20 protein-coding genes are annotated in these 21,443 nt (G+C 56.7%); 14 read left to right on the top strand and 6 right to left on the bottom strand.

From position 1 onward, the window contains the following. Positions 1 to 168: 168 nt before the first annotated feature. Genes tauA through tauD form a run of 4 tightly spaced genes read left to right on the top strand, consistent with a single transcriptional unit; the run spans position 169 to position 3,580 of the window. On the top strand, positions 169 to 1,131 hold the full coding sequence (gene tauA / locus IM304_RS17250) for a taurine ABC transporter substrate-binding protein (RefSeq protein ID WP_193355698.1): 963 nt from the start codon (positions 169 to 171) through the stop codon (positions 1,129 to 1,131). A 9-nt stretch (positions 1,132 to 1,140) separates the two neighbouring features. Further along, on the top strand, positions 1,141 to 1,908 hold the full coding sequence (gene tauB, locus IM304_RS17245) for a taurine ABC transporter ATP-binding subunit (RefSeq protein WP_176611081.1): 768 nt from the start codon (positions 1,141 to 1,143) through the stop codon (positions 1,906 to 1,908). Beyond that, on the top strand, positions 1,905 to 2,732 hold the full coding sequence (gene tauC / locus IM304_RS17240) for a taurine ABC transporter permease TauC (protein ID WP_193355697.1): 828 nt from the start codon (positions 1,905 to 1,907) through the stop codon (positions 2,730 to 2,732). The genes tauB and tauC overlap by 4 nt, the downstream gene beginning before the upstream one ends. Next, complete coding sequence (gene tauD, locus IM304_RS17235; protein ID WP_148420228.1) at positions 2,729 to 3,580, top strand: taurine dioxygenase; 852 nt, start codon at positions 2,729 to 2,731, stop codon at positions 3,578 to 3,580. Before tauC ends, tauD begins: the two co-directional genes overlap by 4 nt. A gap of 69 nt (positions 3,581 to 3,649) precedes the next feature. Here tauD and IM304_RS17230 read toward each other — a convergent pair whose 3' ends face one another. Further along, positions 3,650 to 5,362: a lysophospholipid acyltransferase family protein gene (locus IM304_RS17230; RefSeq protein WP_193355696.1), complete on the bottom strand. Its 1,713-nt coding sequence runs from the start codon at positions 5,360 to 5,362 to the stop codon at positions 3,650 to 3,652. Between the two features lie 72 nt (positions 5,363 to 5,434). Continuing rightward, positions 5,435 to 6,409: a porphobilinogen synthase gene (gene hemB / locus IM304_RS17225; protein ID WP_014069064.1), complete on the bottom strand. Its 975-nt coding sequence runs from the start codon at positions 6,407 to 6,409 to the stop codon at positions 5,435 to 5,437. Between the two features lie 451 nt (positions 6,410 to 6,860). Here hemB and IM304_RS17220 point away from each other — a divergent pair, with 451 nt between their 5' ends. Together IM304_RS17220 and IM304_RS17215 are read left to right on the top strand one after the other, a co-directional pair. Next, positions 6,861 to 9,635 (top strand): autotransporter outer membrane beta-barrel domain-containing protein, encoded by a 2,775-nt coding sequence (locus IM304_RS17220; protein WP_193355695.1) that lies wholly within the window; start codon positions 6,861 to 6,863, stop codon positions 9,633 to 9,635. A gap of 86 nt (positions 9,636 to 9,721) precedes the next feature. Further along, positions 9,722 to 10,348, top strand: a complete 627-nt coding sequence (locus tag IM304_RS17215) for a helix-turn-helix domain-containing protein (protein WP_176611076.1) — start codon at positions 9,722 to 9,724, stop codon at positions 10,346 to 10,348. Positions 10,349 to 10,350: 2 nt separating this feature from the next. On the opposite strand, the gene ampH is transcribed toward IM304_RS17215, so the two are convergent. Continuing rightward, positions 10,351 to 11,511, bottom strand: coding sequence for a D-alanyl-D-alanine-carboxypeptidase/endopeptidase AmpH (ampH, locus tag IM304_RS17210; RefSeq protein ID WP_148420232.1), 1,161 nt, complete (start codon positions 11,509 to 11,511; stop codon positions 10,351 to 10,353). A 351-nt stretch (positions 11,512 to 11,862) separates the two neighbouring features. On the opposite strand from ampH, the gene sbmA reads away from it, so the two are divergent. Further along, a complete protein-coding gene (gene sbmA, locus IM304_RS17205; RefSeq protein WP_148420233.1) occupies positions 11,863 to 13,083 on the top strand; it encodes a peptide antibiotic transporter SbmA in 1,221 nt (406 codons plus the stop codon). 14 nt (positions 13,084 to 13,097) lie between these two features. Then, entirely contained in the window at positions 13,098 to 14,195 is a 1,098-nt protein-coding gene (locus IM304_RS17200) for a DUF1615 domain-containing protein (protein WP_148420234.1), read from the top strand. Here IM304_RS17200 and IM304_RS17195 read toward each other — a convergent pair whose 3' ends face one another. Beyond that, positions 14,196 to 14,498: a DUF2755 family protein gene (locus IM304_RS17195; RefSeq protein ID WP_148420235.1), complete on the bottom strand. Its 303-nt coding sequence runs from the start codon at positions 14,496 to 14,498 to the stop codon at positions 14,196 to 14,198. A gap of 247 nt (positions 14,499 to 14,745) precedes the next feature. Here IM304_RS17195 and IM304_RS17190 point away from each other — a divergent pair, with 247 nt between their 5' ends. Beyond that, on the top strand, positions 14,746 to 14,982 hold the full coding sequence (locus tag IM304_RS17190; protein WP_148420236.1) for a DUF2754 domain-containing protein: 237 nt from the start codon (positions 14,746 to 14,748) through the stop codon (positions 14,980 to 14,982). On the opposite strand, the gene ddlA is transcribed toward IM304_RS17190, so the two are convergent. Beyond that, a complete protein-coding gene (gene ddlA / locus IM304_RS17185; RefSeq protein WP_193355694.1) occupies positions 14,979 to 16,079 on the bottom strand; it encodes a D-alanine--D-alanine ligase in 1,101 nt (366 codons plus the stop codon). The two genes, IM304_RS17190 and ddlA, sit on opposite strands and share 4 nt — an antisense overlap. 104 nt (positions 16,080 to 16,183) lie before the next feature. Between ddlA and IM304_RS17180 the strand changes: the two genes are divergently transcribed. The 5 genes from IM304_RS17180 (at position 16,184) to adrA (ending at position 20,529) form a co-directional block, all read left to right on the top strand. Next, the gene (locus IM304_RS17180) at positions 16,184 to 16,867 is read left to right on the top strand and encodes an extensin family protein (RefSeq protein WP_193355693.1); all 684 of its coding nucleotides are present in this window, start codon (positions 16,184 to 16,186) and stop codon (positions 16,865 to 16,867) included. A 169-nt stretch (positions 16,868 to 17,036) separates the two neighbouring features. After that, complete coding sequence (locus IM304_RS17175) at positions 17,037 to 18,251, top strand: multidrug efflux MFS transporter (protein ID WP_193355692.1); 1,215 nt, start codon at positions 17,037 to 17,039, stop codon at positions 18,249 to 18,251. Between the two features lie 208 nt (positions 18,252 to 18,459). Then, the gene (gene iraP / locus IM304_RS17170; protein ID WP_193355691.1) at positions 18,460 to 18,720 is read left to right on the top strand and encodes an anti-adapter protein IraP; all 261 of its coding nucleotides are present in this window, start codon (positions 18,460 to 18,462) and stop codon (positions 18,718 to 18,720) included. 282 nt (positions 18,721 to 19,002) lie between these two features. Continuing rightward, positions 19,003 to 19,323, top strand: coding sequence for a phosphate starvation-inducible protein PsiF (psiF, locus tag IM304_RS17165; RefSeq protein ID WP_148420241.1), 321 nt, complete (start codon positions 19,003 to 19,005; stop codon positions 19,321 to 19,323). Positions 19,324 to 19,425: 102 nt separating this feature from the next. Then, positions 19,426 to 20,529: a diguanylate cyclase AdrA gene (adrA, locus tag IM304_RS17160; RefSeq protein WP_148420242.1), complete on the top strand. Its 1,104-nt coding sequence runs from the start codon at positions 19,426 to 19,428 to the stop codon at positions 20,527 to 20,529. Between the two features lie 16 nt (positions 20,530 to 20,545). On the opposite strand, the gene proC is transcribed toward adrA, so the two are convergent. Next, the gene (proC, locus tag IM304_RS17155; protein ID WP_045334495.1) at positions 20,546 to 21,355 is read right to left on the bottom strand and encodes a pyrroline-5-carboxylate reductase; all 810 of its coding nucleotides are present in this window, start codon (positions 21,353 to 21,355) and stop codon (positions 20,546 to 20,548) included. Positions 21,356 to 21,443 lie beyond the last annotated feature (88 nt).

Genomic DNA, 21,443 nt, shown 5'->3' with positions numbered 1-21,443 from the left:
CCTGGCCCTCTCCCGGTGGGAGAGGGAAAAAACCAACCGCACAAAATTCACTATCCTTTCCCGTTTTTTTTCTAAAAACGAATCGTCATTAGCGATGCTTTTTAATTCCTTTATCAAAATTCCCGCGCCGGAAATACTGCCCTCATAACAACAGGGGGAGCAGGCACTATGGCAATTTTATCGCGAATCACATTACTCGGCGCACTGGCGCTGTGGGCTTTTCAGGCACAGGCGGTGGACGTGACCGTCGCGTATCAAACCTCTGCGGAACCGGCGAAAGTCGCGCAGGCGGATAATACCTTCGCCAAAGAGAGCGGTGCGAAAGTCGACTGGCGCAAGTTCGACAGCGGCGCGGCGATTGTGCGGGCGTTAGCCTCCGGCGACGTGCAGATTGGCAATCTCGGCTCCAGCCCGCTGGCGGTGGCCGCCAGCCAGCAGGTGCCGATTGAGGTTTTCCTGCTGGCGTCGCAGCTCGGGAATTCCGAAGCGCTGGTGGTGAAGAAAACCATCACTAAACCTGACGATCTGATCGGCAAACGCATCGCGGTGCCGTTTATCTCCACCACCCATTACAGCCTGCTGGCAGCCCTCAGGCACTGGGGCATTAAGCCGGGCCAGGTGCAAATTCTGAATCTTCAGCCTCCGGCGATAATCGCGGCCTGGCAGCGCGGCGACATTGATGGCGCTTACGTCTGGGCCCCCGCCGTCAACGCGCTGGAAAAAGACGGCACCGTGCTGACCGACTCCGAAAAAGTGGGGCAGTGGGGCGCGCCCACCCTCGACGTCTGGGTGGCTCGTAAGGACTTTGCCGAAAAACACCCTGAGGTAGTGAAAGCCTTTGCCAGAAGCGCCATTGACGCCCAGCAGCCCTACATCCGCAACCCGGATGAGTGGCTTAAGCAGCCTGCGAACCTGGAAAAGCTCTCACGTCTGAGCGGCGTACCGGAAGCGGACGTGCCGGGGCTGGTGAAAGGCAATACCTATCTGACGCCTGCGCAGCAGGTCCAGCAGCTGAACGGGCCGGTGAGCAAAGCGATTGCAGATACCGCGGCGTTCCTGAAAGAGCAGGGCAAAGTGCCTGCGGTGGCGGCGGACTATAGCGCCTACGTGACCGATCGCTTCGTGAAATAAGGGGGCTGAATGCTGAACATTACCAACCTGTCCGCCGATTACGACGGTAAACCGGCCCTGAAAGAGATCAACCTGACGCTGGACAGCGGCGAACTGCTGGTCGTGCTGGGGCCGTCCGGCTGCGGGAAAACGACGCTGCTGAACCTGATTGCCGGGTTTATACCGTATCAGCACGGCACAATTCAGCTGGAAGGAAAAAAGGTGGAAGGCCCGGGCGCGGAGCGCGGCGTGGTCTTTCAAAATGAAGGACTGCTCCCGTGGCGTAACGTGCAGGAGAACGTCGCGTTTGGTCTGCAGCTGGCCGGAGTCGAGCGTGAGCGGCGCCTGAATACCGCACGCGACATGCTGAAAAAGGTTGGGCTGGAAGGTGCCGAAAAACGCTTTATCTGGCAGCTTTCGGGCGGGCAGCGCCAGCGCGTCGGCATCGCCCGGGCGCTGGCGGCAAACCCGCAGCTTCTGCTGCTGGACGAACCTTTCGGCGCGCTGGACGCCTTCACCCGCGAGCAGATGCAAACTCTGCTGCTGCGCCTGTGGCACGAGACCGGTAAGCAGGTGCTGTTGATTACCCACGATATTGAAGAAGCGGTATTTATGGCGACGGAACTGGTGCTGCTCTCGCCGGGGCCAGGGCGGGTGCTGGAGCGCCTGCCGCTAGCGTTTGCCCGGCGCTATGTGGCGGGAGAGCCGGTGCGCAGCATCAAATCCGATCCGCTGTTTATCGAGAAGCGGGAGTACATCTTAAGCCGCGTGTTTGAGCAGCGGGAGGCGTTCTCATGAGCATTATCTTCAGTGAAAAATCCCGCCGTACCGGGATGCGCTGGCGCTGGCCTGTGCCGCGTCAACTCACGCTGAGCGTTGGCACGGTGGTGGTATTGCTGGCGTTGTGGTGGGCGGTGGCCGCGCAGCAGTGGATCAGCCCGCTGTTTCTGCCGCCACCGGGTCAGGTTCTGGAAAAGCTGATCGCCATCGCCGGGCCGCAGGGCTTTATGGATGCCACGCTCTGGCAGCACGCGGGTGCCAGCCTGTCGCGTATTCTGGTGGCGCTGCTCGCGGCGGTCTTTATTGGCGTTCCGGTGGGGATCGCGATGGGGCTGAGTTCGACGCTGCGGGGCATTCTCGACCCGCTGATTGAGCTTTACCGTCCCGTGCCGCCGCTGGCTTATCTGCCTCTGATGGTGATCTGGTTTGGCATCGGCGAGACCTCAAAAATCCTGCTGATATATCTGGCGATTTTCGCGCCGGTAGCCATGTCGGCTCTGGCCGGCGTAAAAAGCGCTCAGCAGGTGCGCATTCATGCGGCGCAGTCGCTCGGCGCCAGCCGCGCTCAGGTGCTGCTGTTCGTTATTTTACCGGGCGCGCTGCCGGAGATTTTAACCGGGCTGCGCATCGGCCTTGGCGTGGGCTGGTCAACGCTGGTCGCCGCAGAGCTGATTGCCGCCACGCGCGGCCTGGGATTTATGGTGCAGTCGGCGGGGGAGTTCCTGGCGACTGACGTGGTGCTGGCAGGGATCGCGGTAATCGCCGCAATCGCCTTTGGTTTAGAACTGGGACTGCGCGCGCTACAGCGTCGCCTGACGCCCTGGCATGGAGAAATACAATGAGTGAACGTCTGACCATTACCCCGCTGGGGCCGTACATTGGCGCGCAGGTGTCGGGCCTGGACGTGACCCGTCCGCTGAGCGATAACCAGTTTGAGCAGTTGTACCACGCGGTGCTGCGCCATCAGGTGGTGTTCCTGCGCGAGCAGGCCATCACCCCGCAGCAGCAGCGCGCGCTGGCGCTGCGCTTTGGCGACCTGCATATCCACCCGGTTTATCCGCATGCGGAAGGCGTGGAGGAAATTATCGTGCTGGATACCCACAACGATAATCCGCCGGATAACGACAACTGGCATACGGATGTGACCTTTATCGAGACGCCTCCGGCCGGAGCGATTCTGGCGGCAAAACGGCTGCCGGAGACCGGTGGAGATACGCTATGGGCCAGCGGAATTGCGGCCTTTGAGGCGCTCTCCGCGCCGTTTCAGACCCTGCTGAGTGGTCTGCGTGCGGAGCATGATTTTAAAAAATCGTTCCAGGAATATAAGTACCGTAAGACGCAAGAGGAGCACCAGCGCTGGCTGGAGGCGGTCGCGAAGCATCCGCCGCTGCTGCACCCGGTGGTGCGTACCCATCCGGTGACGGGCAGGCAGGCGCTGTTTGTGAACGAAGGGTTTACCACACGCATTGTGGATCTGACGGAAAAAGAGAGCGAGGCGCTGCTCGGCTTCCTGTTTGCCCATATCACCAAACCGGAGTTTCAGGTGCGCTGGCGCTGGCAGGAGAACGATCTGGCGATCTGGGATAACCGCGTGACGCAGCATTATGCCAATGCGGATTATCTGCCGCAGCGAAGGATTATGCAGCGGGCAACCATTCTGGGGGATAAGCCGTTCTACCGTGCGGTTTGAGCCCCTCACCCTAACCCTCTCCCCAAAGGGGCGAGGGGACTGTCCGGGGCGGTTTTCACCCTCTCCCTTTTAGGGTGAGGGTATTAAATGCGCCTCAATATACCGCTGATAGCGGTTCGCCTTCAGGTAACACAGGTCTACCAGCACCAGCCCGTCGACGCAGTTGTTAAACGCCGGGTCGCTGCCAAAATCAATAAACTGCACGCCGCCCGGCTCGCATAGCTCGGAATACTGTTTATAGAGCGGGGGGATGCCGCAGCCCAGATTGCCGAGCAGGGATTTCAGCTTCGTCAGATCGTCCACGTAATCCACGCCGCCAAACTGGGCCAGCACGTCCGGAAGTGAGGCCGGGTAGGGCTGACGCGAGGCGGCTAACGGGTGGCTGGCCGGAAACCAGAGGCGATAAAACGCCACCAGCAGATCCCGCGCGGCCGGAGGTAAACCGCCGGAGATCGAGACCGGACCAAACAGGTAGCGGTAGTCCGGATAGCGCGCCAGATAGGCACCAATGCCCGACCATAGATAGTCCAGGCCGCGACGCCCCCAGTAGCGCGGCTGTATAAAGCTTCGCCCCAGCTCAATGCCGTGCTCCAGAATGTCCTGCATTTTTTCGTCGTAGTGGAACAGGCTGTAGCTGTACAACCCCTCGACGCCGCGCTTTTCCACCTGCATGGCCGTTGGCATAAAGCGGTACGCGCCGACAATCTCCAGATCGTCGTCATCCCACAGGATGAGGTGCAGATAATCATCATCATAGCTGTCGGTATCCCGACGCTTCCCGCTGCCTTCCTCCACGGCGCGAAAGGCAATCTCGCGCAGGCGTCCCAGCTCGCGCAGCAGCGGCGCGTCTTCCTGGCCGTTGCGCTGCCAGAGATAGATGGTTTTACCGTCGCTGGTTTTGCCCAGACACTCGGCCTGTGCCAGCTCGCGCTTCAGCGTGGCCCTGTCTTCAGGACGGGCAATGGCGCACCGGGTTTTAAAGACGCCGGGCAGTCCCTTGCCAAGACGTATCACGTGCTGACGGCACTGCTCGGCCATTTCACGCGATGAAAGGGTGGCGCTGAAGCCGGCATTCCAGGCAATCTGCTGGCCGATTTTAATCGGCAGCTGGCTGTGACGGCGGCGAAACATCTGTTGCATCAGCAGCAGCATGGACAGCGTCGGCGAGACCAGCGTGCTGGCATAAAAAAGCAGGCTGTTGTGCGCCTGAATATGCACCGGCAGCAGCGGCACCCGCAGCTTGCCGGCCAGCTTGATAAAGCCCGGATGCCATTTTTTATCGCGGATGCCTTTGCGCGTGGGACGGGAAACTTCTCCCGCCGGGAAGAAGATCAGCACGCCGGCGTTTTGCAGATGTTGCTCCATCTGCACCAGCGACGCTTTTGCGGTCCTGCCGCCCATATTGTCCACGGGAATAAACAGCGAACTGAGCGGTTCCAGATGTGACAGCATCCGGTTGGTGACCACCTTAACGTCGCGGCGCACGCGGGAGACGGCATACAGCAGCGCGAGCCCGTCGAGGGTGCCCGTCGGGTGGTTAGCCATCACAATTAGCGGACCGTGTTCGGGGATTTGTTCGAGATCGCGTGCGGATACGGTGCAGAGAATATCAAGGTGTTCCAGAACCTGCTCCACCATGTCCAGCCCTTTCAGGTGACGGTGGCTGGCGGCAAACTGCTGAAATTCGTCTTCGTGGAACAGTCTTTTTAACAGACTTTTTTGCCAGGGTGCGGGCCTCGCCTGAGGCCAAAGGTCGTCGAGAACGCTGTCGAGACTAAACATGATCACTCCTCCTGCCGTCTTGCCCAGACAGTAGAAGGAGGAGATGTCGGTTGTATTGCAGTTTGGTGAAGATTAGCGGAGGATTTTTTTCTCGGCCAGATCCAGCGCGAAGTAGCTGAAGATCAGATCCGCGCCCGCACGTTTGATCGCCCCGAGGCTTTCGAGGATCACTTTCTCTTCGTCAATGGCGCCGGCCTGTGCGGCGAATTTGATCATCGCGTACTCGCCGCTCACCTGGTATGCGCCCAGCGGCAGCTCGGTGCGTTCGCGGATGTCGCGCAGGATATCCAGATACGCACCCGCCGGTTTCACCATCAGGCAGTCTGCACCCTGAGCTTCATCCAGCAGCGATTCACGAATGGCTTCGCGGCGGTTCAGCGGGTTCATCTGGTAGGTTTTACGATCGCCTTTCAGCGCCGTGCCCGCTGCTTCGCGGAACGGGCCGTAGAAGGAGGAGGCGAATTTGGTGGAGTAGGACATGATGGCGGTGTCGGTGAAGCCAGCGGCATCCAGCGCCTGGCGGATCGCCTGCACCTGGCCGTCCATCGCCGCGGAAGGCGCAATGAAATCTGCACCCGCAGCGGCGGCGACAACCGCCTGCTTGCCAAGATTCAGCAGGGTTGCGTCATTGTCCACGCCGTGATCGCACAGCACACCGCAGTGGCCGTGAGAGGTGTATTCGCAGAAGCAGGTATCGGACATGACGATCATCTCCGGTACGGTCTCTTTACAGATGCGAGACATACGGGCGACGAGGCCGTCCTCTTTCCAGGCATCGCTGCCGGTAGCGTCGGTGTGGTGGGAGATCCCGAACGTCATCACCGAGCGGATCCCCGCATTCGCAATGCGTTCGATCTCGCGGGCCAGATGCTTTTCTGGAATGCGCATCACGCCTGGCATCGCGTCGATGGCTTTGTAGTCATCGATCTCTTCTTCAACAAAAATCGGCAACACCAGATCGTTTAGGGTCAGTGTTGTCTCTTCAAACATGGCGCGCAGTGCGGGTGACTTGCGCAGGCGACGGGGACGTGCAATTAAATCGGTCATGGTATGCCTGATGTTTGTGGAACAAAGAGGGATAGTGTACCTGAAAGCCGGGGGCGGTGTTTTACTAAAGTGGGCTTTTTGATTTTGCAAAATGCGCCGAAACGCGCGGCAATGCAATTATTTATTCCAAACGTAATCAGGTTTTTTTACTCGCTTTGAAATATTGGTGTTATTTCTGTATCGCAGGGAATGTATCATTATAAATGATCTATTATTTTTTATTATATTTTCTTAGCCAATACAATAATCGTGCAATGTGCTGATTTTATGATTTTTATTTATAATGGCTGATATAAAACCGGGTGGTAAATCTTATTTGTCTGGATACGGACTTAATGGAATCATTCATTGAACCTTTTCGAAATGAAACTGCATAATTCCTTCCGCAATTAAAAATTGCTAAATGATTTGATGGACAAACTTGCTTACGTCCCTGAGGAGGGATGACCCAATGCAAACATGGAAAAAGAAACTGGTTGTATCTCAACTTGCATTAGCCTGCACCCTGGCTATCGCTTCTCAGGCCAATGCGAAAGATATATCAGGAACGACATATAATACTTTTGGATATGACAATACGGCGACCGCGCCGTGGTTTTATGGTTACGCTGACTGGAATTATTCAGACGCCACCCATGACGGTGATATTTATCCGGTCGTGAATAAATCAACCGTGAACGGGGTTATTTCGACGTACTATCTGGATGATGGTGCCAATGGCCGCGCGCATGCGCTGAGCATTTCTAACAGCACCGTTAACGGCATGATCACGTCAAAATGCATGACCACGACGTGTGCGGATGGCCTGGATACCGACGGTACCCATCATACCCAGTACGATCGTTTCAGCCTGACGGTGGATCACTCCACCATCAACGATACGTACGAGCATTACGCGTATGATGTCGTCAACGGTGATACCACTGAAACGCATTATCAGGACACCTATGGTCTGGGTAACGCCATTACCCTGGACGTTGAGTCTGATATCGTCATTCAGAACAATTCCCACGTCGCGGGTATCACCCTGACCCAGGGTTATCAGGAACTGGATAACACCCCCTACGACGGCGTAGAAGGCGTGGCTAACAGCAGCAACGTCTTTACCGAATCGCTGGTGGTAAAAGACTCTGTGCTGACCTCCGGCGCGTACAGCGATCTGGGCACCAGCGGGTTCTATGGTCAAACGGCGAAGCCGAGCGACTACGGTGAAACCAACGCCACCGGTGCGGATGACGCGGCACTGATCGTCGCCGCCGGCGCGTCGGATAACGCCATGCAAACCACGGCCACCTTCGATCGCACCACCGTGACGGGTGACATTCTTTTCTCCAGCACCTTCGATAACAACTTCTACGAGAATGGCGATGCGGCAACGGACACCACAGACGATGGCGTCTACAACCCAACCACCAACGGCTGGGATGGCACCGATAAGCTGGATGTTACGCTGACAAACGGCAGTAAGTGGGTCGGTGCAGCGCAGTCCAGCGTGGAAGCTATCGGCACGTCGCAGATGTATGGCCAGGGCTACAGCAACGTTGACTGGCACGCGCTGTCCCCGAACAGCATCTGGCCTGACTCTACCTTCGACAGCAACGGCCACGTTGCCGGTGAAGAGGTTTATCAGAGCGGTCTATTCAACGTGGCGCTGGATAACGGTTCCGAGTGGGATACCCGTAAGGTCTCTAACATTGACGCGCTGATGGTGAACAACCGCTCTCAGGTCAACGTCGAAAACTCTGGCCTGCTGGCGGATTCCATCACCCTGACCAATGCGTCTACCCTGAATATCGGCGACAGCGGAGCCGTGGCAACCGACAGCCTGTATCTGGACAGCGGCAGCCGCGCGGCACTGACTGAAGAGACCGCCGATCTGTATGCCAACACCATTACCGTGGATAACGGTGCAGAGCTGGCGCTTGGACTGGGCCAGGTTGATACGCACAATATGGTGCTGACCGACGGCGGTGTGCTCGACGTTGCCAGCCGCGATTATGTGCTGAACAGCGACCTGAACAACGCACGCTATATCACCAACGATCGGTACAAAGCGGATTACGACTATGGTGTTGTCGCGCTGAACTCTGACGGCCATCTGGCGGTGAATGGTGATGTTGCGGGTAACTATAAGGTGCGCATCGACGATGCAACCGGCGCCGGCTCCGTTGCCGACTACAAAAACAAAGAGATCGTTCGCGTCTACGACAATAACGCGGATACCGCAGCCAGCTTTACTGCCGCAAACAAAGCCGATTTAGGGGCATACACTTATCAGGCGCAGCAGAAGGGCGACACGGTTGTTCTGGAGCAGAAAGCGCTGACCGACTACGCCAACATGGCGCTGAGCATTCCTTCAGCCAATACCAACATCTGGAATCTTCAGCAGGATACCGTGGGCACGCGTCTGACCAACAGCCGTCATGGCCTGGCCGACAGCGGCGGAGCATGGGTGAGCTACTTCGGCGGCAACTTTGACGCGGATAATGGCACCGTCAGCTACGATCAGGACGTAAGCGGCATTATGGTTGGCCTGGATACCCAGATCGACGGTAACAATGCGAAGTGGATTGTCGGCGGTGCGGCAGGCTTCGCGAAGGGCGATATCAGCGATCGTACGGGTCAGGTCGATCAGGACAGCCAGACGGCGATGATCTACGCGTCGGCGAAGTTCATGAACGACATCTTCCTCGACAGTTCCCTGAGCTACACCCGCTTCAACAACGAGCTCTCTGCCACAATGAGCAACGGCCAGTACGTTGATGGTGATACCACCACTGACGCCGTTGGCTTTGGGATGAAGCTGGGCTATGACTGGAAACCAAACCTGTCCGGCTACATCACCCCTTATGCGGCGATCTCCGGCCTGTTCCAGTCTGGTGATGACTACCAGTTAAGCAACGACATGCGTATTGATGGTCAGTCTTACGACAGCATGCGCTATGAACTCGGCGTGGATGCAGGTTATACCTTCAACTACGGCGGCGAACAGGCGCTGACGCCTTACTTCAAACTGGCTTACGTGTATGACGATGCCGACAACAATGCGGATATCAACACTGACAGTATTGATAACGGCGTTGAAGGCTCGGCAGTTCGCGTGGGGCTGGGCACCCAGTTCAGCTTCACGAAAAACTTCAGTGCGTACACTGACGCGACTTATCTGGGCGGCGGCGACGTTGACCAGAACTGGGGAGCAAACCTGGGTGTGAAATATACCTGGTAAAGAAAGCGCGGGGGATTTTACCCCCGCTTTTTTATATGGTTTAAAAATAATAAAGAACCGACAGATACAGATGACTTGAGGTATGCATGAACGTTAATGCGAAACCACTTTCTGAATTAAGCCGGCTCGTAAAGTGTCTGGAAGTCGCCGGTACCCCCTTTAAGCACGAACCACAGCAATTAATAACAACCGGCAATAATGATGATGAGCCATCCACCTTTGTAATACAGTCCGGGCTAATCGCCGTTCACCGTAAATCAGATGAGCTTCTTGTAGGTATTGCGCGGGCACCTTTTATCTATGGGTTGAGCGCATGGGTAAATGACAGCTATCTGGAATATTCCCTGATGGCACAAACCCCCTGTTCAGGCTTTTATTTACCCGCCTCAACGACGTGCCAGCTTATTCAGCAGGAGGATCTCTGGCAGGATGCTTTCTGCTGGCTCTCCTGGATTAACCATATTATGGGTAAGCGCGATATGCAGCTGGTGGGAAATAGTTCCTACAGCCAGATACGGGCGATGCTGATCAATATGGCCGAGTGGGATGACACGCTACGCTCAAAAATTGGTGTTATGAATCATATTCAGCGTAGCACGCGTATTTCACGCTCGGTGGTTGCAGAAGTACTGGCGGCGCTGCGGCAGGGGAATTACATCAATATGAGCCGGGGCAAGCTGGTCAGTATTAACCGCTTGCCCACGGACTATTGAGGCTAGTTCGACGCGGTAAGAACCTGCGCTTTGTTGGCGCTCAGTTCGGCGACCAGGTTATTCACGCCATCACTCATATTCACGAAGCGCGTGTTCGGGGAGCGGGTGACCACCACAAACGCTCCCACGTTTGATTGCGGAATCATCGCCATGTAGGTGATGAATCCGCCGCCCCCACCGGTTTTCTGAATAATACCCGGACGGCCCTCTTTCGGCGCCATATACACCCAGCCCAGACCGAGGGCATCCGCCTTCCCGGGGACGTCCATGCCGGTGACGCGACGTAACTGCGCACGCTGGTAGATAAGCGTCTGCATACGGTCGGCCTGATTGCTGCGCGCGTAAAAATCTGAAGAAAGGAACTGCTGCATCCAGCGCATCATATCGCCGGGCGTGGAGTAAACGCCTCCGCTGCCAACGGCCGCCAGCGTGTTGTTACACGGGCTTGCCCCTTTCTCTGCCACCATCAGGCGTTTGCACTGGTCCGGGGATGGGGTAAAGGTGGTGTCCTTCATCCCGAGCGGACGCGTGATTTGTTCTTCAAAGAGCTGCGGGTAGGGTTTACCCGAAGCCGTCGCCAGGGCGTCGGCCAGCAGATCGAACGCCAGATTTGAATAGCCAGCCTGCGAGCCCGGGGCAGACTTCAGGGTCGCGGTGCTCAGATAGTTCCAGCGCTGCTCGCGGGTTGGCCAGACAAATACAGGGCGATGCGCGGCGCCGCCGGGCTGTTCACGCGGCAGGGCGCTGGTATGGGTCGCCAGGTTAACCAGCCGGATCGGCGTTCCCTGATATGTCGGAACGCGGGCGCCGGGCGGCGCGTATTTGCTGAGCGGATCGTCGAGTTTCACCACGCCCTGATCGAGCAGCTTCACCAGCATTTCACTGGTCATCAGCTTGGTTATGGAAGCCACACGGACAACGGAATCCAGCTGGGGGCGAACGTTATTTCCCGGGCGCGTTTCACCAAAGCTGCGAAACACCCGCTGGTTACCGTCGATCACCACCAGCGCCATACCTGTCGCCCCACTGCCGTAATAGATAAGGTTTGCATAGCGATCGGCAATGTCAGAGGCCAGCACCGGGGCCGTCAGAGGCTGAGCTGCCTGGGCGGTAGACAGGCTCACCGCACACAGCGCGGCGAAAGAGAGCAGACAACGTTTCAACGAAAAACATCCATCAAGTGAATAAGGAAAGTTACGGGTATTTATACTACTAATCGGTACGGAGCAATGGCCCGATTTGCATAACGATAGCGAGAAAAACGTAACCATGGGTAAATAACAATAAATTACTTGCGACCCGGCTCCCATTTTGTGACATCGACCGTATGATAGTCGCTATGATGGCTGCTGCAGATGAAACGGACCGAAACAATTCCGGGAAACCGGAAAGCGAACTAATAATTAAGCCGCAGGTCTGACTTTTTTGCCTGAGCCGGGCTGCTGGCACAGGCAAGGTTTCGCGTGGTGATATGTTGAGCACAGCAACAGCCATAACAACAAGAAGGAAGCACAATGTTTAAGTCTTTTTTCCCAAAGCCGGGGCCATTTTTTCTGTCGGCATTTATTTGGGCACTGCTGGCTGTCATTTTCTGGCAGGCCGGTGGCGGCGCGTGGTTGACCCGTCTTACGGGCGCGACGGGCGATATTCCCATTAGCGCGGCGCGCTTCTGGTCCATGAGCTATCTGCTTTTCTACGCCTATTACATGCTCTGCGTGGGGCTGTTCGCCATCTTCTGGTTCCTCTATTCACCTCACCGCTGGCAGTACTGGTCGATTCTCGGCACGTCGTTAATTATCTTTGTTACCTGGTTCCTGGTGGAAGTGGGCGTGGCGGTCAACGCCTGGTATGCGCCGTTCTACGATCTGATCCAGACGGCACTGAGCTCGCCGCACAAGGTGACCATAAACCAGTTTTACCATGAGGTGGGCATTTTCCTCGGCATCGCCCTCATCGCCGTGGTGATCGGCGTGATGAATAACTTTTTCGTCAGCCACTACGTGTTCCGCTGGCGTACCGCGATGAACGAACACTATATGGCGCACTGGCAGCACCTGCGTCATATCGAAGGTGCGGCACAGCGTGTGCAGGAAGACACCATGCGCTTTGCCTCTACCCTTGAGAATATGGGCGTGAGCTTTATCAATGCCATCATGACGCTGATCGCCTTCCTGCCGGTGCTCGTGACGCTCTCGTCACATGTTCCGGAGCTGCCGATAGTCGGCCATCTGCCGTACGGCCTGGTGATTGCCGCGATTGTCTGGTCGCTGATGGGGACCGGGCTGCTGGCCGTGGTGGGGATCAAGCTGCCCGGGCTGGAGTTCAAAAATCAGCGCGTGGAGGCGGCCTACCGTAAAGAGCTGGTGTATGGCGAAGACGATCCTGACCGTGCGTCACCGCCTACCGTGCGTGAGCTGTTTGGCGCCGTACGTCGTAACTACTTCCGTCTCTACTTCCATTACATGTATTTTAATATCGCGCGCATTCTTTATTTGCAGGTTGATAACGTTTTCGGGTTGTTCCTGCTGTTCCCGTCTATCGTTGCGGGTACCATTACGCTCGGTCTGATGACCCAGATCACCAACGTCTTTGGTCAGGTTCGCGGTTCGTTCCAGTACCTGATTAGCTCCTGGACCACGCTGGTGGAGCTGATGTCCATCTATAAGCGTTTACGCAGCTTCGAACGTGAACTGGACGATAAGGATCTGCAGGAAGTTACTCATACATTAGGATAAGACAGGGAACTGCTATGCCATTTGCCGTACCACGTGCGTTACCGCTGACGTTGCTCGCCGCCTTCGTGCTGGCGGGCTGTGCCGAAAAAGGGGCCGCACCGCTCAAGGAAGGTGAAAAGCCTGTGGATGTGGCGAGCGTCGTGCGGCAAAAAATGCCCGCCAGCGTGAAGGATCGCAATGCGTGGGCGCAGGCCCTGGCAACGACCTTCAAAAGCCAGAAGATAGCGCCTACCGAGGAGAATATCTGCTCGGTGCTGGCGGTGGCGCAGCAGGAGTCGATGTATCAGTCAGATCCTGTCGTGCCCGGCCTGAACAAAATCGCCTGGAAAGAGATTGACCGCCGGGCCGAATCGTTGCACATCCCGGTCTTCCTTGTGCATACCGCCCTTAAAATCTCCTCGCCAGACGGTAAAAGCTACAGCGAACGGCTGGATGCGGTGAAGACCGAGAAACAGCTCAGCGCCATTTTCGACGATCTTATCAATATGGTGCCGATGGGGCAGAGGCTGTTTGGCTCGCTGAACCCGGTGCATACCGGCGGCCCGATGCAGGTCAGCATCGCCTTTGCGGAAAAACATACCGACGGCTATCCGTGGGAGATCGACGGTACGGTGCGTCAGGAAGTCTTCTCCCTGCGCGGTGGGCTGTGGTTTGGGACTTATCACCTGCTGAACTATCCGGCTAATTACGACAAACCGCTGTATCGCTTTGCTGACTTTAACGCGGGCTGGTACGCCAGCCGAAACGCGGCCTTCCAGAATGCTGTAAGCCGCGCGAGCGGCGTGAAGCTGGCCCTGGACGGCGATCTGATTGCTTACGGCAGCAGCGAGGCGGGTACCACCGAACGAGCGGTGCGTAAACTTTCGACAAAGCTTGGGATGAGCGACAGCGATATCCGCCGTCAGCTGGAGAAGGGCGACAGCCTGGCGTTTGAGAAAACGGATTTGTATAAGCAGGTGTTTACGCTGGCAGAGAAGAAGAGTGGTAAACCGTTACCGAGAGCCGTTCTGCCGGGTATTCAGCTGGAAAGCCCGAAGATCACGCGTAACCTGACGACCGCCTGGTTCGCGAAACGCGTGGACGATCGTCGGGCGCGCTGTATGGGGCTGTAATCAGCGGCGGTGGCGCCAGCGCAGGACGAGTGCAATCACGCCCAAAACCATGCTGCCCGCGAGGAAGGGGATGAGCCCGAAGACGGTGCTCACGCCTAAACCGATTTCAACGCGCGGGCGGCCTGTATCCTGAACCTGCATCAGCTGCTCATACACGCCAGGGGCATGCACCAGCATGTTCAGCAGCTGGGTTCCCGCCCAGAAGCAAAACAGAACAAACAGGGCATAGGCAATATTCCCCGCCGTGGAGGTTTTTGGTTGTTTTCCGCCAAAAATCGGTTTCGACAATGTAAAGTCTGCCATAAGACCTCCCGAAATATCACTCTGTTTTAATACGCGTCGTACAGGGTGAGTGTGACAGGTCATAGCATTTGTCAATATCAGAATCGTGGGAAATACGGCTCAGGATTCCTCCTGGATTGTCGATTTCTGCATCACGTCACAAATTGATAACATAAGTGAAACTTTGCTACATTTCAGAATTTACGTATTCGCCACAGTTGCCTGCATTAAAATGTGAGAGGATAGCTTTTTTTCTGCCGGAGTTGTCATGAAGCTCACTTCCAAACTACGCCGTGACTGGCATTACTACGCCTTTGCTATCGGGCTGATCTTTATTCTTAACGGTGTTGTCGGGCTGCTGGGATTTGAAGCTAAGGGCTGGCAAACCTACGCGGTTGGGCTGGTGACCTGGATTATCAGTTTCTGGCTGGCGGGACTCATTATCCGCCGCCGTCCCGATGAGGCGACGGCGGATCGTACGGAAACGACGCAAAAAGTCGATTAACCGCTTACGGAACTCTTCAGGGCGCTGTCGGCAGCGTGACGCTCCAGCGCCAGTTCAATCAGGCGTGTGATCAGCTCCGGATAGCTTATCCCGCTGGCCTGCCACAGTTTCGGGTACATGCTGATGTTGGTAAAGCCCGGCAGGGTGTTAATTTCGTTAATCACCACCTCGTTATCCGGCGTCAGGAACACGTCGACGCGCGCCATCCCGCAGCATCCAAGGGCCTGATAGGCTTGAATAGCGATCGCCCGGATCTTATCGTTAACGTCAGGATCGAGCGCGGCCGGCACCACAACCTGGGCACCTTTGTCGTCAATATATTTGGTGTCGTAGGAGTAGAAGTCGCTGTTCAATACCACCTCACCGCAGGTGCTCGCCTGTGGGAAATCGTTGCCCAGCACGGCGCACTCAATTTCGCGGCCTTTAATTCCCTGCTCAACCACCACCTTATGGTCAAACTCAAAGGCCAGACGAACGGCGTCGGTAAACTGCGCTTCGCTGGTCACCTTGCTGACGCCAACGGAAGAGCCCTGATTCGCGGGTTTGACGAACAGCGGCAGACCGAGCTGCGCCTCAATCTTCGCGAAGCTGTATCGATCGCGGTTGGCGCGGGTGAGCGTCACGAAGGGCGCAATATTCAGACCGGCGTCGCGCAGCAGGCGTTTAGTGACGTCCTTATCCATGCAGGCGGCAGAGCCCAGCACGTCGGAGCCGACAAACGGCAGGTTGGCCATACGCAGCATGCCCTGCAGGGAGCCGTCTTCGCCCAGCGTGCCGTGCACGATAGGGAATACCACGTCAATCTGTGCCAGCGCCTGGGCGTTACCGGCATCAATAAGCTGCCCCTGCACCACGCCTGGCACCGTCGCGACGCTGATATCTGAAGGATTAAGGGCTATATGCGCCGGATCGTCAGCATTCAGCAGATACTGGCTGGCGTCGTTAACATGCCACTGGCCCTGTTTATCAATGCCCAGCAGCACGACGTCAAAACGGCTTTTATCAATCGCATCAACGATATTTTTGGCCGATTGTAATGACACCTCGTGCTCTGCCGATTTTCCCCCAAAGACAATACCTACGCGCTGCTTAGCCATCTCACTCTCTTCCAGTCTGACGAAAAGCCAATAACATACCACGATGCCCGGCGGGTTTCGCGGCCTTCTGCCATAATGTTTTGAGGGATGCTGAAGGAGGGCGCGTGAGGGGAAAAGGTCTGCTTATTCTTATCGTTATTGCCGGGATTGCCGCGGTGGGCTACCGCTGGCTGCCGCCGCATTACAACCCTTTCGCGCCGCTTACGCTTGACGATCCGCCCGGAAAAATAACCCAGCTTAAGCTTCGGCGCTTAACGCCTCAGGCGTGCGAAAGCCTGCTGGCGCAGGCCAATCAGCGCCAGCTTATCCGCACTCAGGCCGTCGCTGACAGCGCCGGTGAATGCCCGCTGAGTAACGTGGTGCGGGTGCGCGATTTTGGTCCGGTCAGCCTGAACAGTAGCTTTCTTGCCAGCTGTCCGCTGGCGTTAAGTTCTGCTCTGTTTGTCAGCCAGCAGGCGCGGCCGCTCACCCAGTCCTGGACGGGAAGCAAGCTCACGCGCATCGAACACCTCGGCAGCTTTGCCTGCCGCAACATCTACAGCCGTCCGGACGCGCGGCGCAGCGAACACGCCACGGCGGACGCGCTGGATATCAGCGCCTTCCGGCTGGCAAACGGAGAGCGCGTTACCATACTCAACGGCTGGAAGGCGGAAAAGACCAGGCCCTGGCTACAGGCGCTGCTGTCGGCAAGCTGCGGCTATTACGGTAACGGCCTGGGGCCGGACTATAATGCCGCCCATGCCAACCATTTCCATCTCGGGATGCGCGGGTATGGGTTATGCCGCTAAAGCATAATCTTCCGCCAGAAATTGGATATTTTGTGACTTGTTTCACAAATATGATGACTGGGCAGATAAAACACTGAAGTCTGCAGGGCCGCATCTCTGGCGCTATCTCATTACGCGTAACTTGCTAATCTGTCGGCGAATTCGCCTAAAAATGAAGACTATTTCTGTTATGGAATCCTGGAAAGTTAACCTCATCTCAGTCTGGTTCGGCTGTTTCTTCACCGGACTGGCTATCAGCCAGATATTGCCCTTCCTGCCGCTGTACGTGTCGCAGCTCGGGGTGACTTCCCATGAAGCGCTCTCCATGTGGTCCGGCCTGACGTTCAGCGTGACGTTTCTGGTATCCGCCATCGTGTCGCCAATGTGGGGCAGCCTGGCGGATCGCAAGGGGCGCAAGCTGATGCTGCTGCGCGCCTCGCTGGGGATGGCGATTGCCATCCTGCTTCAGGCCTTTGCGACCAACGTCTGGCAGCTGTTTATTCTGCGGGCAATCATGGGGCTGACTTCCGGGTATATCCCGAATGCGATGGCGCTGGTGGCCTCGCAGGTACCGCGTGAGCGAAGCGGCTGGGCGCTCAGCACGCTTTCCACCGCGCAGATTAGCGGGGTCATCGGCGGCCCGCTGCTCGGCGGCTTCCTGGCCGACCACGTTGGCCTGCGCGCGGTCTTTATCATCACCGCCATTCTGCTGACGATAAGCTTCCTGGTTACGCTTTTTCTGATCAAAGAGGGCGGGCGGCCAATGGTCAGCAAATCCGAACGCCTGAGCGGCAAGGCGGTATTCGCCTCGCTGCCTTATCCTGGCCTGATGATTAGCCTTTTCGTTACGACGATGGTGATCCAGCTTTGCAACGGCTCGGTGGGGCCTATCCTGGCGCTGTTTATTAAGTCAATGGAGCCGGACAGCAGCAACATCGCGTTTCTGAGCGGGATGATTGCCGCCGTGCCGGGCGTGTCGGCGCTGATGTCTGCGCCGCGTCTGGGGAAGCTGGGCGACAGGATCGGGACGGCGCGTATCCTGATGGCGACGCTTGTCATTGCGGTGATCCTCTTCTTTGCCATGTCGTTTGTCACGACGCCGCTTCAGCTCGGGGTGCTCCGTTTCCTGCTCGGCTTTGCGGATGGCGCCATGCTGCCTGCGGTTCAGACGCTGCTGGTGAAATATTCCGGTGACCAGGTGACGGGCCGCATTTTTGGCTATAACCAGTCCTTTATGTATTTAGGCAACGTAGCCGGCCCGCTCATTGGCGCATCGGTTTCGGCAATGGCGGGGTTCCGCTGGGTATTTGCCGCGACGGCGGTCGTGGTGCTTCTGAATATTATACAGCTGGCCTTCGCCTTGCGCCGTCGCAGGCAAATCGCCGCGGCAAAATCAGCCCGGTAAGCGCGATAAAATATTATTAATTCTTATGAAGGCCGCATTTTTATATAACGAAATGCGGCCCTTTTTTTAAAGAAAAACGTTTCGCTGTCAGGGCTGAATATCATTTTTGGCAGCGACGTCACTTTTGCATAAGATAAAACTAATCCATGCTTTTCATTATTCAGGGAGAGTGCTAATTTCAGGGAAAATCACATAAGGAAATAGCGCCATGAAAAATCTCATTGCTGAGTTGTTGGTTAAGCTTGCCCAAAAGGAAGAAGAGTCGAAAGAGCTGGTCGCCCAGGTTGAGGCGCTTGAAATTGTCGTCACGGCGCTGCTGCGACAGATGGCGCAGCCGGAACAACAGGCGCTGATCGACAACGTTGAAGGCGCGCTGGACAAGGCTCGCCCCGATTCACAGGTGCCCACTGAAGATGCGGAGCTGCTTCAGCAATACGTAAAAAAGCTATTAAGGCATCCTCGCACCTAGCCTGCTGAAAGCGAATAGGGCATGTCATAGAATTGTCATGCAGGATGCCTGTAGTCGCTCTGTTTTTATTTCAGGTAGTAATATTAACTGAAGCAGAGCGCGCTTTTACACCGCGTTATGTCCTCTGTTAAATATCTCTCTTCTGGCGAGTCCCGGTAATGATAACCACGCCGCGTGCGGGCTGAAATAACCGAGAAACCCGACGAAAAACATGGTTGCAGGGTGGTTTTTTTCCCGCAACGAACCAGACTTAACGTGGAACTTCACATAAAGGATGGTGCAATGAAAACAACATTACTGGTTACCCTGTTATCCGGCCTGTGTCTGATCGCCTCAGCGCACGCGGAAGAGAAAACCCTGACCCCGCAGCAGCAGCGCATGACAACCTGTAATCAACAGGCAACGTCGCAAAGCCTGAAAGGTGACGCCCGCAAAACCTATATGAGCGACTGTCTTAAAAACGGCGCGACTAAACCGGGCGAAAAAAGCCTGACTCCGCAGCAGCAAAAAATGCGCGAATGTAACGCCCAGGCAACGCAGCAGATGCTGAAAGGGGACGATCGCAGCAAGTTTATGAGCGCGTGTCTTAAGAAACAGGCGTAGTGCTAACGGGTGAGCCGCGGCGCTGGCTCACCCGAAATTTCATACTTTCCCCGACATGCCCCTCTCTATAATTTGGGAAAATGTTTCAGAATATTCCCAAAAATGATGAATGATGAAATTTATAACCATGACCAGAGCATTCGGGAAGCGTGGCACCAGCAGCTTTCTCAGGATGACGCCTGCCGTTCCGGCCTGCAGTTTGCCCGGCGTATACGGCTGGCCCGCATCGCTGGCCTGGGAGCCCTGTTTTTCCCGCTTGCCAGCGTTCTGGTCAGCCAGTTTTTCTCCGGCGGCTGGTGGTTATTTCTGCTTGGCTGGGCCTTCGTCTGGCCACACCTCGCCTGGCAGCTTGCCTTTCGTGCGGCGGATCCTTTCAGCAGCGAGATCGTTAATCTGAAAATCGACGCCATTATTGCCGGCGTGTGGGTTGGGCTGACAGGGCTCAACGCGCTGCCGGCGGCGGCGCTGATCGTGACGATCGGGATGAACATGATGGGATCGGGCGGCTGCCGGTTATTTTTGACGGGACTCGTGCTGCTTGCCCTGTCTGCACTGCTTACCGTGCACGTAGCGGCCATTCCGGTGAGATTAAGCGCTGAGCCGCTGGTGCTGTGGCTGACGCTGCCCGTGCTGGTGGTCTACCCCGTGCTGTTTGCCTGGCTCAGCCACCGCACGGCGATCCGGCTTGCAGAGCATAAGCGCCGGCTTGAGCTGATGAGTACCCGCGACGGTATGACCGGCGTGTTCAATCGCCGCCACTGGGAAACGCTGTTGCGTAACGAGTTTGAGGCCTGCCGTCGCGGCCATCGACAGGCGACGATACTGCTCATCGATATCGATCACTTTAAAAATATCAACGACACCTGGGGTCATGACGTGGGGGATGAAGCGATAGTGGCGATCACGCGGCAGCTTCAGCTGGCGCTGCGCGCCGGTGATTTTATTGGCCGCTTCGGGGGAGATGAATTTGCGGTGATCATGTCCGGCACGCCTGCCGACAGCGCGATTGCTGCCATGTCGCGCGTGCACGAGCGGCTGGTTAACATGCCGCTGCACGGTGCGCCAGCGGCGAGGCTGTGCATCAGCGTTGGGGTTGCCCCGTGGGGCGCGCAGTTCACGCACTATCGTGAATGGCTGAAGGCGGCGGACGTGGCCCTCTATAAAGCCAAGAATGCCGGACGTGGCCGCACCGAAGTGGCCGCCTGACGCCCGGCGCTGCTCGTCAGGACTTGCTCAGCTTCTCTGATTTTTCCATGCATTTTTGCATCGCCTCGATCACGGCGGAGCGGAACCCGCGATCTTCCAGCACGCGCACGGCTTCAATAGTTGTGCCGCCCGGTGAGCACACCATATCCTTCAGTTCGCCCGGATGTTTGCCCGTCTCCAGCACCATTTTGGCCGAGCCCATCACCGCCTGCGCGGCAAATTTATAGGCCTGCGCGCGCGGCATACCGCCGAGCACGGCAGCATCGGCCATGGCTTCGATAAACATAAACACGTAGGCTGGTGCAGAGCCGCTTACGCCGACAACCGGGTGGATCATCGGTTCGGCAATCACTTCCGCTTCGCCGAAGCAGCGGAAAATGTTCAGTACATCCGCCACGTCTTCAGAAGTGACCAGCGCGTTCGGGGTGACGGAGGTCATGCCGGCATTCACCAGCGACGGCGTGTTCGGCATGGCGCGGACGATCTTCCGATCGTGGCCCAGCGCACGGGCGAGCTGGTCGAGGGTGACGCCTGCGGCAATCGACACCACCAGGGTCTCTTTATTCAGGCTGGAGGTAATTTCGCTCAGGACTTTTATCATGATGTTTGGCTTAACGGCGCCAAAGACAATATCCGCAACCTGGGCCACTTCCTGCGCGCTTTCAGCAGCGTTAACGCCGTACTCATCGCGCAGCGCCGCGACCTTATCCGGTGATGGGGTATAAACCCAAATCTGCCCCGGCAAAACCTGACCGCTGGCGATCAGCCCGCCGAGGATTGCTTTGCCCATGTTCCCGCAGCCGATAAACCCGATTTTCTTATCCATCACGTCTCTCCGTTATTATGCGTTGTTATCTCTGACTGATAGCTTAACAACGAAATGCAGGCGACAATAGTCGCCAGCAACATAATGG

This window comes from Enterobacter cloacae complex sp. P40C2, assembly GCF_014930695.1.
Lineage (GTDB): Bacteria > Pseudomonadota > Gammaproteobacteria > Enterobacterales > Enterobacteriaceae > Enterobacter > Enterobacter pasteurii.
This window is presented reverse-complemented; position numbering and strand designations above follow the sequence as displayed.